The 14,265-nt window shown below is 74.6% G+C and carries 13 protein-coding genes and 2 tRNA genes; 11 read left to right on the plus strand and 4 right to left on the minus strand.

Going from position 1 to position 14,265, the window contains the following annotated elements:
- Nucleotides 1-218 precede the first annotated feature (218 nt).
- Nucleotides 219-746 carry a universal stress protein gene (locus RM780_RS04910; RefSeq protein WP_311629233.1) on the minus strand — a complete coding sequence of 176 codons (528 nt, stop codon included), beginning with the start codon at nucleotides 744-746 and terminating at the stop codon, nucleotides 219-221.
- 757 nt (nucleotides 747-1,503) lie between these two features.
- Between RM780_RS04910 and RM780_RS04915 the strand changes: the two genes are divergently transcribed.
- The 4 genes from RM780_RS04915 to RM780_RS04930 all read left to right on the plus strand — a co-directional run bounded on the left by RM780_RS04915 (nucleotide 1,504) and on the right by RM780_RS04930 (nucleotide 4,658).
- Nucleotides 1,504-2,631, plus strand: coding sequence for a GlxA family transcriptional regulator (locus RM780_RS04915; RefSeq protein ID WP_311629234.1), 1,128 nt, complete (start codon nucleotides 1,504-1,506; stop codon nucleotides 2,629-2,631).
- A 57-nt stretch (nucleotides 2,632-2,688) separates the two neighbouring features.
- Nucleotides 2,689-3,285, plus strand: a complete 597-nt coding sequence (orn, locus tag RM780_RS04920) for an oligoribonuclease (RefSeq protein WP_311629235.1) — start codon at nucleotides 2,689-2,691, stop codon at nucleotides 3,283-3,285.
- A gap of 94 nt (nucleotides 3,286-3,379) precedes the next feature.
- Nucleotides 3,380-3,455, plus strand: a tRNA-His gene (locus tag RM780_RS04925).
- A gap of 249 nt (nucleotides 3,456-3,704) precedes the next feature.
- On the plus strand, nucleotides 3,705-4,658 hold the full coding sequence (locus RM780_RS04930; RefSeq protein ID WP_311629236.1) for a peptidoglycan recognition protein family protein: 954 nt from the start codon (nucleotides 3,705-3,707) through the stop codon (nucleotides 4,656-4,658).
- A 124-nt stretch (nucleotides 4,659-4,782) separates the two neighbouring features.
- Here the strand turns inward: RM780_RS04930 and RM780_RS04935 are convergent, their stop codons facing one another.
- A complete protein-coding gene (locus RM780_RS04935) occupies nucleotides 4,783-5,436 on the minus strand; it encodes a DUF2637 domain-containing protein (protein ID WP_311629366.1) in 654 nt (217 codons plus the stop codon).
- Nucleotides 5,437-5,589: 153 nt separating this feature from the next.
- On the opposite strand from RM780_RS04935, the gene RM780_RS04940 reads away from it, so the two are divergent.
- The 4 genes from RM780_RS04940 to rsgA are packed head-to-tail and all read left to right on the plus strand — an operon-like array spanning nucleotide 5,590 to nucleotide 10,315.
- Nucleotides 5,590-7,161 carry an RNA polymerase sigma factor gene (locus RM780_RS04940; RefSeq protein WP_311629237.1) on the plus strand — a complete coding sequence of 524 codons (1,572 nt, stop codon included), beginning with the start codon at nucleotides 5,590-5,592 and terminating at the stop codon, nucleotides 7,159-7,161.
- Between the two features lie 11 nt (nucleotides 7,162-7,172).
- Nucleotides 7,173-7,886 carry a M50 family metallopeptidase gene (locus RM780_RS04945; protein WP_311629238.1) on the plus strand — a complete coding sequence of 238 codons (714 nt, stop codon included), beginning with the start codon at nucleotides 7,173-7,175 and terminating at the stop codon, nucleotides 7,884-7,886.
- A 55-nt stretch (nucleotides 7,887-7,941) separates the two neighbouring features.
- Nucleotides 7,942-9,291 carry a 3-phosphoshikimate 1-carboxyvinyltransferase gene (aroA, locus tag RM780_RS04950; protein WP_311629239.1) on the plus strand — a complete coding sequence of 450 codons (1,350 nt, stop codon included), beginning with the start codon at nucleotides 7,942-7,944 and terminating at the stop codon, nucleotides 9,289-9,291.
- A 16-nt stretch (nucleotides 9,292-9,307) separates the two neighbouring features.
- Nucleotides 9,308-10,315, plus strand: coding sequence for a ribosome small subunit-dependent GTPase A (gene rsgA / locus RM780_RS04955; RefSeq protein WP_311629240.1), 1,008 nt, complete (start codon nucleotides 9,308-9,310; stop codon nucleotides 10,313-10,315).
- On the opposite strand, the gene RM780_RS04960 is transcribed toward rsgA, so the two are convergent.
- Complete coding sequence (locus RM780_RS04960) at nucleotides 10,312-10,929, minus strand: TetR/AcrR family transcriptional regulator (protein WP_311629241.1); 618 nt, start codon at nucleotides 10,927-10,929, stop codon at nucleotides 10,312-10,314. The two genes, rsgA and RM780_RS04960, sit on opposite strands and share 4 nt — an antisense overlap.
- Before the next feature lie 106 nt (nucleotides 10,930-11,035).
- Here RM780_RS04960 and hisN point away from each other — a divergent pair, with 106 nt between their 5' ends.
- Both hisN and RM780_RS04970 read left to right on the plus strand, forming a co-directional pair.
- Nucleotides 11,036-11,830: a histidinol-phosphatase gene (hisN, locus tag RM780_RS04965; RefSeq protein ID WP_311629242.1), complete on the plus strand. Its 795-nt coding sequence runs from the start codon at nucleotides 11,036-11,038 to the stop codon at nucleotides 11,828-11,830.
- Nucleotides 11,831-11,973: 143 nt separating this feature from the next.
- Nucleotides 11,974-12,369: a CBS domain-containing protein gene (locus RM780_RS04970; protein ID WP_311629243.1), complete on the plus strand. Its 396-nt coding sequence runs from the start codon at nucleotides 11,974-11,976 to the stop codon at nucleotides 12,367-12,369.
- Between the two features lie 120 nt (nucleotides 12,370-12,489).
- Here the strand turns inward: RM780_RS04970 and RM780_RS04975 are convergent, their stop codons facing one another.
- Nucleotides 12,490-13,953 carry a catalase gene (locus RM780_RS04975; protein ID WP_311629367.1) on the minus strand — a complete coding sequence of 488 codons (1,464 nt, stop codon included), beginning with the start codon at nucleotides 13,951-13,953 and terminating at the stop codon, nucleotides 12,490-12,492.
- A gap of 216 nt (nucleotides 13,954-14,169) precedes the next feature.
- Between RM780_RS04975 and RM780_RS04980 the strand changes: the two genes are divergently transcribed.
- Nucleotides 14,170-14,243 (plus strand) — tRNA-Met (locus RM780_RS04980).
- The last annotated feature ends 22 nt before the right edge of the window (nucleotides 14,244-14,265 follow it).

The raw sequence follows: 14,265 nt of genomic DNA on the forward strand, positions 1-14,265 counted from the left end.
ACGCCCGGGGGCCGCCGTCATGCGCCGGCGTCGCCCATTACGCCGGCGGAGGAAGCCGCTGCCGGGTCCGTCACCTCCCGGCGGGCGGCTCGGTTGGCCGTGTGTCCCGTGACCCCCTTATGCCCATCACAAGCGCACAATCACCCTTTCGGGGCGAGGAATTTGGTGAAAGACGAGTGTGCGCGACCGAGTTGACCCCAAGGGCCGGGCCGGGGGGCTCAGGGGATGACAACGACGGGCCGCTGCGCGCGGCGCGCCAGGCGGCCCGAGACGGAGCCGAAGAGGCGGCTGAGCAGGCCGTGCGTGGTGCCGACGACGATGGCGTCGGCCTCGTACTCCCGGCCGACCTCCTCCAGCTCGTGGCAGATGTCCCCGCCGCGCTCCAGCAGCACCCAGGGCACGTCCGAGAGGTGGTCGGCGCAGGCCAGCTCCAGGCCCAGGACCTCGGTGCGGTGGTCGGGGATGTCCACCAGGGCGGGGGGCTCGCAGCCGGCCCAGACGGTGGTCGGCAGGCGGTTGGCCACGTGCACGATGATCAGGCCCGAGCCGGAGCGCCGGGCCATGCCGACGGCGTAGGCCAGGGCCCGCTCGCTCGACGTCGAGCCGTCGAAGCCCACGACCACCCCGTGCAGGAAGGCCGGGTCGCAGACCGGCTTCGCGCCCTCGTCCCGGCCGGGCGCGGGCGTGGACGACGGATCGGCGAGGGGGCGGCGATCCGCTGGTTCGGGGAACTCGTATCCAGCCATCGGAGCCTCAGCGGTGGGTCGGCGAGGGAGCCTCGGGGATATGTCGGGGATGGGGGCGGCGTGTGGAGAGGCCGGGGGAAGCGGCGAAGATTCCTTGTGCGTCCACGGTGTTCCACCTCCAGGGTAAGGCGTTCCCCGGCTCGTTCCCAGGGACCGTGCGTGCAACCCCCGGAACCGCCCGTAGACGCCGTGACCCCGCAGCATGCCCCACGCCGGGCCCGGGGCGCAACGCTTTCGGACACCGTGCGCGGCGACTGGCACCGCCGCGTGACCAGCCGGAACGCCCGTGGCGGGGCCGGTGCCCGCGCCCCGGGGCCGGCAGCCGGCGAGCAGGGCCGTGTCGCGTACGGTGCCCGGCTGATTACAGCGCGGCGGGGGCTCGCGATCCGGGGGCGTGCGCCCGGCGCGTGAGCCGACTGTCATTCCGGCGGCCCGCATTTTTCGGCCAACTTCCCTGTGCCCGGGGTACGTTGCCCGCATCAGCTCCCAACACCCCGCCGGCGCCCGCCGGATGGGCCCGGGCCATGGTTGTGTCCTATCGGTGACATGCAGTGAGGTGAGGCGCACTTCCCCCAACTGCTCCTACGTGTAACGCTTCCTGATCGAATGCTTCGCGCCACGTTGTCATGTCGATATAGCGCCGAGTGATGAACTGGTCCCGCCAACCTCACCCGACACAGTAGATTCGATCTTGGCAAACACGTCGGGGGAAACGTGCAGGACCGAGAGGATGCGACGACCGAGGGAACTGAGGAGCATGAGCCAGGACCCAACGCACGGCCCCGAGCCCGCCGTCAAGCTGGCTGCCCGCCGGCGCCGCGAAGTCGTCGCGGTGATCCTGTTCAGCGGCAGCCCCATGTTCGAAAGCTCCATCCCGCTGTCCGTCTTCGGGGTCGACCGGCAGGACGCCGGGGTGCCGCGCTACCGGCTGCTCGCCTGCGCGGGCGAGGAGGGGCCGCTGCGCACCACCGGCGGGCTCGAACTGCGCGCGCCCTACGGCCTGGGCGCCGTGGCCCGGGCGGGCACCGTCATCGTTCCGGCCTGGCGGTCCATCACCGGGCCGCCGCCCGCGGCGGCGCTGGCCGCGCTGCGCCGCGCCCACAGCGAGGGAGCGCGCATCGTCGGCCTGTGCACGGGGGCGTTCGCGCTCGGCGCGGCCGGGCTGCTGGACGGCCGCCCGGCCACCACGCACTGGATGTACGCGCCGACGCTCGCCAAGCGGTACCCGTCGGTCCACGTCGACCCGCGGGAGCTGTTCGTGGACGACGGCGACATCCTGACCTCCGCGGGCACGGCCGCCGGGATCGACCTGTGCCTGCACATCGTGCGCCAGGACCACGGCCAGGAGGCCGCCGCCGCGCTGGCCCGCCGCCTGGTGCTCCCCCCGCGCCGGAGCAACGGCACCGAGGCCGCGCCGCACCGGCACCTCGACCGGTCTTTACCCGAGGACATCGGGGCCGACCCGCTGGCCGAGGTGGTGGCCTGGGCGCTGGAGCACCTTCACGAGCAGTTCGACGTGGAGACCCTGGCCGCCCGGGCGTACATGAGCCGGCGCACCTTCGACCGCCGCTTCCGCTCGCTCACCGGCAGCGCCCCGCTGCAGTGGCTGATCACGCAGCGGGTGCTCCAGGCGCAGCGGCTGCTGGAGGTCTCCGAGTACTCGGTGGACGAGGTGGCGGGCCGCTGCGGCTTCCGCTCCCCGGTCGCCCTGCGCGGCCACTTCCGGCGCCAGCTCGGCGCCTCGCCGGCCGCGTACCGCGCGGCGTACCGGGCGCGCCAGCAGGACGCGGGCCCGGGGCCAGGCCCCGAGCGGGAGCGGGTGAAGGCGGGGGTGGAGGCCGCCGCGCCGCGGCTGCCGGGGCAGCGCACTCGTTCCGCACCGTGACCGGAGCGGCCCCCAGGCGGTCGGTACGGTCGCGCAGCGCGACGTAAGGTTGTTCGCATGAACGATCGCTTGGTGTGGATCGACTGCGAGATGACCGGTCTCTCGCTGGCCGACGACGCGCTCATCGAGGTGGCCGCGCTGGTGACCGACTCGGAGCTGAACGTCCTCGGCGACGGCGTGGACATCGTCATCCGGCCCCCGGAGTCGGCCCTGGAGACCATGCCCGAGGTGGTGCGCGGGATGCACACCGCCTCGGGTCTGCTCGACGAGCTGGCCGGCGGCACGACGCTGGCCGAGGCGGAGGAGCGGGTCCTCGAGTACGTCCTCAAGCACGCGCCGGAGGCCGGGAAGACGCCGCTGTGCGGCAACTCCATCGGCACCGACCGCGGCTTCCTGGCCCGGGACATGCCGCGGCTGGAGTCCCACCTGCACTACCGCGTGATCGACGTCTCCTCGGTCAAGGAGCTGGCCCGCCGCTGGTACCCCCGGGTCTACTTCAACAGCCCGGAGAAGACGGGGAATCACCGCGCGCTGGCGGACATCAGGGAGTCCATCGCCGAGCTGCGCTACTACCGGGAGGCGATCTTCGTCCCGCTGCCCGGCCCCGACTCGGACGCCGCCAAGCGCATCGCCGCCCAGCACGTCGTCTCCTGAGCCGCCGGGGCCCGCCGTAAAGGCGGCGTAGCCACCGCCTCGGACCCTGTACACTCGTATCCCGGCTGGCCGGACCTCACCGGCCGACCCGATGGTGGGTGTAGCTCAGCTGGTAGAGCACCTGGTTGTGGTCCAGGTGGTCGCGGGTTCAAGTCCCGTCACTCACCCCACACGACCGAGGCCCGGTCCGCGGAAACGCGGCCGGGCCTTCGTCATGCCGGGCCCGGCCGCTCCGGGGGTGCGAGGGCGAACGTGCCGGGGTGCGTGGGGGCGCGGCGGCGTGCGCGGGCGCAAAGGCGTCTGTTCCCGTGCGCCCAACGGGCTCCCGCGCCCCGTCTCGTGCGGCTCTCATCGGCACTCCGCGTGGCAACCTGATTACAGGGGCCGCCGCGGCGGGGGCCCCTGGTAAGGGGGTTTCGATGGCCACGCCGCTCTCCGCCGACCAACTGGTGCGCGCTCTCCAGAACGAGGGCGTCCGGGTGGTGGAGTACAAGTCCTGGCGTACCAACAATCGCAACCACGTGGGCTCCTGGGGCCCGGTGCACGGCGTGATGATCCACCACACGGTCACCACGGGCACCTCCGGCACCGTGGAGCTGTGCTACGCGGGCCGTTCCGACCTGCCGGGCCCGCTGTGCCACGGCGTGATCGCGAAGGACGGGACGGTCCACCTGGTCGGCAACGGCCGGGCCAATCACGCCGGTTCGGGGGACGGCGACGTCCTGGCCGCCGTCATCGAGGAGCGCGGCCTCCCGGCGGACAACGAGACCGACACCGACGGCAACACCCACTTCTACGGCTTCGAGTGCGTCAACCTCGGCGACGGGAAGGACCCCTGGCCGCCCGAGCAGGTGGAGGCGGCAGTCCGGGCCTCCGCGGCCCTGTGCCGCGCGCACGGCTGGGGACGGCAGGGCGACACCTCGGTGATCGGTCACCTGGAGTGGCAGCCGGGCAAGATCGACCCGCGCGGGCCCGGCATCAGCATGAGCGACGTCCGCAGCCGCGTCGCCGAACGACTCAAGCACGACGCCGACTGGGAGGAAGACATGGCCGTGTCCGACGCGGACGTGGACAAGATCGCCAAGGCGGCCGCCCGCCAGGTCGCCCTGTACAAGGACGACCGGCTCGACGACCGGGACGCACGCCAGATGTGGGACGACGCCGCCTCGCCCCACCACCTGTGGCAGTTCAAGCCGGAGGGCTCCGAGGCCGACGCCTGGGGGTACCTCACCCGCATCCACACCGAGGTCACCGCGCTGCGCGCCGTCGTCGCCGAGCTGGGCACAGCGCTGGCCGCCCGGGACGAGTCGGTGGACGCGGACGCGCTGGTGGCCCGCATCGAGCGGGTCGTCGCCGAGGCGGCCGGGGGCTGAGCGCGCCCGCGCGGCCCGCGCGGTGACGACCCGCGCCGGGGCGGGCGTCGATCGGCGCGGCCGGCGCCGGGAGGCACGGCGGGCGCCCGTCGCCGGGGCGGGCGTGCGCCGGTGCCGCGCCGGTTCACCGGCGCAGCGTGCGGGCGTGCCGGCGCGGGAGCACCGCGTGCCGGGGCGGGTTGATCAGGGTCATCTGCCGCACGATCTGGTGGAACGCCACGAGCGCGGAGACCGGCGGCAGCCCGGCCGTGGCGACTCCCGAGGGGGTGGGCGGCGCCTGCGCCGCGCACAGGCACACGGCCAGGCCGGAGAAGAGCACCACCACGGCCCAGGCGTGCCGGGCGTGCCGCTGGTGCAGGGCCGCCCGCAGGATCGAGAGCGAGGCGACCAGCCACGGCCCGTAGATCAGCAGGGGCCACCAGGCCCGCAGGGCGCCGGTCACGCCCGGGGCCGCCGAGGCGCGCAGGGGCGGGTAGGAGATCAGCCCGCCGAGCACGCTGAGCATGGCGACCAGCAGGGCCGCCGCCGCGGCCAGCACGAGGCTGGCGCAGCGCAGCCACTGGGCGCGCGCCGCCTGCCCGGCCCAGGCGGGGCGGCGGCGCGCCCGCCGGTGGCCGCGCAGGGGACGGTCCTCGGCCTCCGGGGGAGGGGGCGGGGCGGACGCGTCGAGCAGGTCGCGCAGGCCGGTGAGGCGGGCGGTCTGCTCCGAGGTGGTCTCCGGCGGGAGGAAGAGTCTCATCGACGCGGAAGGGTCGTAGATCATCCGCTGGTTGAACATTGTCACGACTCCGCCAACGAGGGGACCGCCATCGGGGTGTGAAGCATTGGAGTGAAGCGATAAAAGCGGGTGACACGGGCCCCGGCATCTTGACTGAACCGTTTCTTCGGCTCTTGGGTGTCGTTGGCAGGCCGATCCGACCGAGGGGGACGCATGGCTGAGAGCCGAGAGGACCCGGCATCCGACTCCGCGCTGCTCGGGCGGGTGCGCGAGGGCGACGACGGGGGCTTCGAGGAGCTGTACCGCCGCCACGTGGACGCGGTCCGCCGGTACGCCCGCGGCTGCTGCCCCGACGCGCACACCGCCGAGGACGTCACCGCCGAGGTCTTCACCCGCACCCTGCGCGTGGTGCGCGAGGGCGGCGGGCCGGACAGCGCCGTGCGCCCCTACCTGCTGACGATGGTGCGCCGCGCCGCCGCGCGCGCCGGGGTGCGCGCCGAGCTGCCCGTGGCCGACCTCGGGGATGCGGCGGGCCGCCCGGCCGCCGAGACGCACTCCGAGGCCCGGGTCATCTCGCAGACCGACCGCTCCATCGTGGTGCGCGCCTACCTCAGTCTCCCCGAGCGCTGGCAGCAGGTGCTGTGGCACACGGTGGTGGAGCGCGAGCCGGTGCGGCGGGTCGCGCCCCGCCTGGGCCTGACGACCAACGCCACCGCCGTCCTCGCCTTCCGTGCGCGCGAGGGCCTGCGGGAGGCGTACCTCCAGGCGCACGTGAACGAGGCCCTGACCGGCCGGGACGAGTGCCGCCGGCACGCCGGGCGGCTGGGGACGTTCGCCCGGCGCCCGCTGCTGCGGGCCGGGTACCGCCAGCTTCGCCACCACCTGGACGTCTGCGACCGCTGCCGCTCCGCCTACCTGGAGCTGGTCGACCTGAACGAGACGCTGCGCGGGCTGCTGCCGTTCGCCCTGGCCGGGTGGCTGGCCTCCTCGGGCGTGGGCGGCGCCGCGGCCGTGACCAAGTCCGCGGGGCTCGCGGGAGCGGGAGCGGGAGCGGGAACGGCCGGGGCCGGCGCGGGAGCCGCCGCGGGCGCCGGTGCCGGTGCCGCGGGCGCCGGGGCGGGCGCCGGCGGCCTGCTGGGCAAGCTGGCCGTTACCGCCGCCGTCTCGGTGGTCGCCGTCACCGCCACCGCCCCCCACTTCGCCCCGCAGGGCCCCGGCGAGAGCCCGGCCCGCGCGCTGCCCGGCGCGGGCGAGGGAGCCGGCACCCCGCCCGGCGGCGCCTCCTCCCCGGCCTCCGCCCCCGAGGACACCGGCGAGGCGACCGCAGACGACCCGGCATCTCCCGAGGCCGCCCCCGCCCCCTCCGCCGGCGAGGGCAGCGCCGCGGACGGCCCCACCGCCGCGGCCGGCCAGGGCGAGGACCCCGGCCTGCTGGACTGCGTGGCCGGCCTCATCGGCACGGACTGCCCCGGCGGCCTCGTCGAGGTCCGCATACCGCCCGTGCTCGGCTCCCAGGACCCCGCCGCGGGGGACGGGTCCGGGCTGGTCGGCGGCCTCCTCGGCGGCGTGACGGGCGGCGTGACGGGCGACGTCGCGGGCACGGGCGGCGAAACCGCCCCGGACGACGTGAGCGGCGCGACGGACGGCAGCGGCGGGGGCGCGGCCCGGGAGGAGGAACCGGCTTTGATCGAGGCGGAGTTGGGCCTGCTCGGCGGCGGGGACGGCCCCTCCGGCGGCGCCGCCGAGTCCCCCACCGGCGAGCCCTCGCCCTCCGGCACCCGCTAGGCGGCGGGCCCGTGGACATCGCCGACCTGGAAGAGCTGTGGGACCGGGTCACCGGCACCCAGCCCGAGCCCGCCCTGTGGCTGGCCGTCGCGACCGGCCTGCTCGCCCTCGCCCTCGTCGCCCCCTGGGGCGTGTGGCGGGTGTCGAGGAACGCCGTCACGATCGCCCACGAGGGCGGCCACGGCCTGGTCGCCCTGCTGACCGGCCGCCGCCTCACCGGCATACGCCTGCACTCCGACACCTCCGGTCTGACCCTCTCGCGCGGCAAGCCCACCGGCTTCGGCATGATCCTCACCGCCGCCTCCGGGTACACCGCCCCCTCGCTGCTGGGGCTGGGCGGCGCGGCCCTGCTCTCGGCCGGGCGGATCACCGCGCTGCTGTGGCTCTCCTGCGGCCTGCTGCTCGCCCTGCTGGTGATGGTCCGCAACGCCTGGGGCGTCCTGACCGTGCTGCTGAGCTGCGCCGCGTTCCTCCTGGTGACCTGGCTGACCGAGCCCGAGGTGCAGGCCGCCTTCGCCTACCTGGTGGTCTGGTTTCTGCTGCTCGGCGGCGTGCGGCCGGTGTTCGAGCTCCAGCGCAAGCGCCGGCGCGGCGGCGCCCGCGACTCCGACGCCGACCAGCTCTCCCGCCTCACCCGCGTTCCCGCGACGCTCTGGCTGCTGCTGTTCCACGCCGTCTGCCTCACCTCCCTCCTCGGCGGCGGCCGGTGGCTCCTCGACCTCTGAGCCCGGACGGCCCGATACCGGTGGTCACGGTGCGTGGCGCACTAGAGTGAGAGGCATGACCGACCACAGCGAAACCCTCGCTCACTGGCCCGCGCCCGCCGCCCCGGGTCCGGTGCGCGCGACCGTCACGGTGCCCGGATCGAAGTCGGTCACCAACCGCGCCCTGATCCTGGCGGCGCTCGCCTCCGACCCCGGCTGGCTGCGCCGCCCGCTGCGCTCCCGGGACACCCTGCTGATGGCCGACGCGCTGCGCTCCCTGGGCATCGGCATCGAGGAGACCGTCTCCTCCAGCACCTCCGTCTCCGGACTCCCCAGCGGCCGAGGCGAGTCCTGGCGTGTCATTCCCTCCACGCCCCAGGCCCCCGCCTCGGTGGACGTGGGGAACGCCGGCACGGTCATGCGCTTCCTGCCCCCGCTGGCCGCGCTCGCCGAGGGCCCGGTCCGCTTCGACGGCGACCCCCGCTCGCACGAACGCCCGCTGCACTCCCTCATCGACGCGCTGCGCACCCTCGGCGCCCGCATCGAGGACGACGGCCGCGGCGCGCTGCCCCTGACCGTGCACGGCATCGGCTCCGTGGACGGCGGCCGGGTCTCCGTGGACGCCTCCGCCTCCTCGCAGTTCATCTCAGCGCTGCTGCTGACCGGCCCCCGCTTCAACAAGGGCGTCGAGGTCCGGCACACCGGCCGCCGCCTGCCCTCCACGCCGCACATCCGGATGACCGTGGACATGCTGCGCCGGGCGGGCGCCCAGGTCGACACCCCCGACGCGGGCGGCGAGCCCGGCGTGTGGCGGGTCACCCCCGGCGCCCTGCTGGGCCGTGACCTGGTCATCGAGCCCGACCTGTCCAACGCCCAGCCCTTCCTGGCCGCGGCCCTGGTCACCGGCGGCACGGTCACCATCCCCGACTGGCCCCGCCAGACCACCCAGCCGGGCGACGCGCTGCGGGAGATCTTCACCGCCATGGGCGGCCGGTGCGTGCTGGACGACCGCGGTCTGACGTTCACCGGCACCGGCCGCGTCCGGGGCATCGACGCCGACCTCAGCGACGTGGGCGAGCTGACCCCGGGCATCGCCGCCGTCGCCGCGCTGGCCGAGAGCGAGTCCGTGCTGCGCGGGGTCGCCCACCTGCGGCTGCACGAGACCGACCGGCTGGCCGCGCTCACCAAGGAGATCAACTCCCTGGGCGGCGACGTCACCGAGACCGGCGACGGCCTGCGCATCCGCCCGCGCCCCCTGCACGGCGGCGTCTTCCACACCTACGAGGACCACCGCCTGGCCACCGCCGGCGCCGTGCTCGGCCTGCTGGTGGAGGACGTGGAGATCGAGGACATCGCCACCACCGGCAAGACCATGCCGGACTTCCCGGAGCTGTGGCACCGGATGCTGGCCGGAGAGAGAGCCTAGGCACGGGCGCGCGGCCATGCGCCGGTACGGCAAGAACACCGACGAGGACGACGTCCGGGTCCGCCCCAGCCGCCGGGGCACCCGGCCGCGCACCCACCGGCGCCCCGCCCACGAGGACGCCCAGGAGGGCTTCGTCCTCACCGTGGACCGCGGCCGGATCACCTGCCTGGTGGACGGCGTGACGGTCACCGCGATGAAGGCACGCGAGCTGGGCCGCAAGAGCGTGGTCGTCGGGGACCGGGTGGCCGTGGTCGGCGACCTCTCCGGGCGCCGCGACACCCTCGCCCGCGTCGTCCGCGTCGAGGAGCGCAGCTCGGCGCTGCGCCGCACCGCGGACGACGACGACCCCTTCGAGCGGGTGGTGGTGGCCAACGCCGACCAGCTCGCCATCGTCACCGCCCTCGCCGACCCCGAGCCGCGCCCGCGCCTGATCGACCGCTGCCTGGTGGCGGCCTTCGACGCGGGCCTGGACCCGCTGCTGATCCTCACCAAGGCCGACCTCGCCGCGCCGGGCCCGCTGCTCCAGGCGTACCTGCCGATGGGCATCCGGCACGTGGTCACCAACCACGAGGAGCTGGACGAGGCCGCCCTGGCGACGGTCCGCGGGCTGCTGGCGGGGCGCGTCACGGCGTTCGTCGGGCACAGCGGAGTCGGCAAGACCACGCTGGTCAACGCCCTGGTGCCCGAGCGGCAGCGGGCCACGGGCGCGGTCAACGCCGTGACCGGCCGCGGCCGGCACACGACCGTCTCGGCCCTGGCCCTGCCGCTGCCGGGGCCGGACGCGGGCTGGGTCATCGACACCCCGGGGGTGCGCTCCTTCGGCCTGCACCACGTGGACCCCTCGCGGGTGATCCACGCCTTCCCCGACCTGGAGCCGGGCACAGCGGAGTGCCCGCGGGCGTGCAGCCACGACGAGCCGGACTGCGCCCTGGACGCCTGGGTCGCCGCCGGTCACGCCGACCCCTCGCGGCTGGACTCGCTGCGCCGCCTGCTGGCCACCCGCGAGCGCCGCGAGGGCGACTAACGGCCCTGCGGCCCGCCCCGGGAGCGGAGCGCCCCACGCGCCGGGCCCGCGGACCCCGGCACCAGCTGCGCCGGGACCACGGCCTCCGGGGCGGGCGGCTCCGAAGGCGTGGCGGGCGGCGCAGGCGGGGCGATCAGGTGGGAAACGGCCAGGCGCACCGCCGTCTCGCAGCGCGACCGCAGCTCCCGGGCGTCCGTCCCGGGGGCGCGCGCCGCCAGGACCGCCCACGCGGCCTCCCACAGCTCGGCTATCAGCTGGCCCGGGTCCCGGGCCGCCGCCGGGAGCCCCGCGCAGCGGCTGCACCCGGTCAGCGCGGCGCGCACCACCCGGTCCGCGCGCGCCGAGCGCACGATCCAGTCGGTGAGCCGGGCCGGCAACTCCCCGGGCGGCTCCGGCCGCCCGGCCGCGAAACGGCGGAACTCCCGGACGAAAGCGGCCAGGTGATGATCCGTCAGGGCGGCTCCGAGGCCCGCCTTGTCCCCGAACTCGTTGTACAGCGTCTGCCGTGAGACGCCCGCGTCGGCGGCCACCTCGATCATCCGGACCACGGGCCAGGGCTGTCTTTCCACGGCGTCCCTGGCGGCTCGCAGCAGGGACTCGCGCGCGGTGGGCATCGTTGCCTCCTCGCCTCCAGGCGCGGCTGCCGCCTGGTGCGGGAAAGAATCGAGGGGCCGCGCAGGGGTGTCAAGATGCCCCGCACGGTGCCGGATACTGGGGGGCATGCCCGGTTACCAGGACGACCTGCGGCTGGCCCACGTGCTGGCCGACGCCGCCGACGCCGCGACCATGGAGCGCTTCCACGCGCTGGACCTGAAGGTCGAGACGAAGCCCGACATGACGCCCGTCAGTGACGCCGACCGGGCGGCCGAGGAGCTGATCCGCTCGGCGCTCCAGCGGGCCCGGCCGCGGGACGCGGTGCTGGGGGAGGAGTTCGGCAGCGAGGGGCAGAGCGCGCGGCGCTGGGTGATCGACCCCATCGATGGGACGAAGAACTACGTGCGGGGCGTGCCGGTGTGGGCGACGCTGATCGCGCTGGTCGAGCGGGGCGCGGGCGGGGACCGGCCGGTGGTGGGCGTGGTCTCGGCCCCGGCGCTGAACCGCCGCTGGTGGGCGGCGGCCGGCAGCGGGGCGTTCACCGGGCGCAGCCTGACCTCGGCCACCCGGCTGCGGGTCTCGGCCGTGGAGCGGCTGGCGGACGCCTCGTTCTCGTACTCCTCGCTCTCGGGCTGGGAGGAACGCGGGCGGCTGGGCGGGTTCCTCGACCTGACCCGGGCTTGCTGGCGCACCCGCGCCTATGGCGACTTCTGGTCGTACATGATGGTGGCCGAGGGTGCCGTGGACCTGTGCGCGGAGCCGGAGTTGTCGCTGTGGGACATGGCGGCGCCGGCGGTCGTGGTGCAGGAGGCGGGGGGCCGGTTCACCGGCCTGGACGGCAAGGACGGGCCCCTGGGGGCGGACGCGGCGGCCTCCAACGGCCTGCTGCACGAGGAGCTGTTGAGCTACCTGCGCGGCTGAACGGCCGGGGCGGGCCGGTCCGATTGGTGCGGCCCGCACCCTTGTTGCCCCGGGTTGCCCGTGTGAGCATGAGAGTCCCCCTGCTTGTGACTTTGTGAATCCCCTCTCAAGCTCCCTCTCCCCCTCAGGAGGTGGCTCCCGTCATGCTCGTCCGCGACGCCATGAGCACCGTCGTCCTCACCATCGGCCCCGATCACACCCTCCGCCAGGCCGCGCGCCTGATGTCCGCCCGCCGGGTGGGCGCCGCGGTCGTCCTGGACCCCGAGACCTCCGGGGTCGGCATCCTGACCGAACGCGACGTGCTGGTCTCCGTCGGCCGGGGCCAGGACCCTGACCAGGAGCGCGCCGGCGCCCACACCACCACCGACGTCGTCTTCGCCGCGCCCCAGTGGACGCTGGCGGACGCGGCCACCGCCATGGCCCAGGGCGGCTTCCGGCACCTGATCGTGCTGGACGAGCGCGAGCCGGGCCCGGTGGGCATCGTCTCGGTGCGCGACATCATCAACTGCTGGACCCCGGTGGTCGCCGCGGCCGTCTGAGCCGGACCCGACGGGACCGGGCCGGAAATCCCCGGCCCGGCGGCCACCGGAACGACCGGTGCGGCCGGAGGCCTCGGGGCGTCCGGCCGCACCGGGGTGTACGGCAAGCGGCGACGTGGGTCAGCCGCGGAGGGCCTGGACGGCGGCCTCCAGCCGCTTGCCGTAGTCCTCGTCCGCCCGGCGGAAGTTGGCGATCGCCCGCTCGGCGATCTCCTCCCGGGAGACCTTCGCGAGGAAGCCCGCCAGATTCGCCACCAGGCGCTCCCGCTCCTCCTCCGACATCAGCCGGTAGAGGTTGCCGGCCTGCACGAAGTCGTCGTCCTCGGCGTGCGCGGGGGTCGGGTGGTCCCCGGTGGCGCCGGCGACCTGGACGGGCTCCCACGGCGGGCGGCCGGTCTGGGCGGGGCCGCCGAAGCTGTTGGGCTCGTAGTTCTTCGCGCCGCCGTGGCGGCCGTCGTAGGCCAGGCCGTCGCGCCCGTGGGTGCGGGCCCCGGCGGCGTGCGGCCGGTTGACGGGCAGTTGGTCGGCGTTGATCCCCACCCGGTGGCGGTGGGCGTCGCCGTATGCGAAGAGGCGGCCCTGGAGCATCTTGTCGGGCGAGGGGCCGATGCCCGGCACGAAGTGGTGCGGGGAGAACGTCGCCTGCTCGACCTCGGCGAAGACGTTGCGCGGGTTGCGGTTCAGCTCCAGCGTGCCGATGGTCACCGGCGGGTAGTCCGCGTGCGGCCAGACCTTCGTCAGGTCGAAGGGGTTGAAGCGGTACGCGGCGGCCTCGGCGGCGGGCATGATCTGCACCTGCACCGTCCAGGTCGGGTACTCGCCCCGCTCGATGGCCTCGCGCAGGTCCCGCTGGTGGCTGTCGGGGTCACGGCCTGCCAGCGCGTCGGCCTCGTCCTGGGTGAGGTTGCGGATGCCCTGGTCCGTCTTGAAGTGGTACTTCACCCAGAAGACCTCGCCGGCCTCGTTGCTCCACTGGAAGGTGTGCGAGCCGAAGCCGTCCATGTGCCGGTAGGAGGCGGGGATGCCGCGGTCGCCGAAGAGCCAGGTCACCTGGTGCGTGGACTCCGGCGACAGGCCCCAGAAGTCCCAGACGTTGTCCGCCTCCTGGGAGCCGGTGTACGGGTCCCGCTTCTGGGTGTGGATGAAGTCGGGGAACTTGATGGCGTCCCGGATGAAGAAGACCGGGGTGTTGTTCCCCACCAGGTCGTAATTGCCGTCCTCGGTATAGAACTTCACGGCGAAGCCGCGCGGGTCGCGCACCGCGTCCGCCGCTCCCAGGTTCCCCGCCACGGTGGAGAAACGCAGGAAGACCTCGGTCTCCTTGCCGATCTCGGACAGGAACCGGGCCCGGGTCCACCGCGTCACGTCGGCCGTCACCCGGAAGGTGCCGTACGCGCCCGCGCCCCGCGCGTGCACCACGCGCTCCGGGATGCGCTCCCGGTTGAAGCGCGCCAGCTTCTCGATCAGGTGCTGGTCCTGGAGCAGCACCGGCCCGCCGGGGCCGGCGGACTGGCTCTGCTGGTTGTCCGCGACCGGGGCGCCCGTCTCGGTGGTGAGCGGTCCCGCTGCGATCTGGTCGGTCATCGTGCCTGTCACGCCCTTCGTGTGGTGCCCGGGCCCTCGCTGTGCACTGTCGGTGCTCTGCTGATGCTGTGGCCAATGCTTGAGGAGATCCTACCTTGGACTTAATCCAAGTCAAGATGAACCCTCGAACTGGCCGCGGCCGGGCGGCGTCCCGACACCCGCCCGCGAGCTGATTTGCACGCACCGTGCGCCGCACGTTAAAGTAGAGACACACGCCGCGGGGTGGAGCAGCTCGGTAGCTCGCTGGGCTCATAACCCAGAGGTCGCAGGTTCAAATCCTGTCCCCGCTACGAGAAGCGAAGGCCCGGATCC

Origin of the sequence: Streptomyces boetiae, from assembly GCF_031845405.1 — a bacterium.
GTDB classification, from domain to species: domain Bacteria; phylum Actinomycetota; class Actinomycetes; order Streptomycetales; family Streptomycetaceae; genus Streptomyces; species Streptomyces boetiae.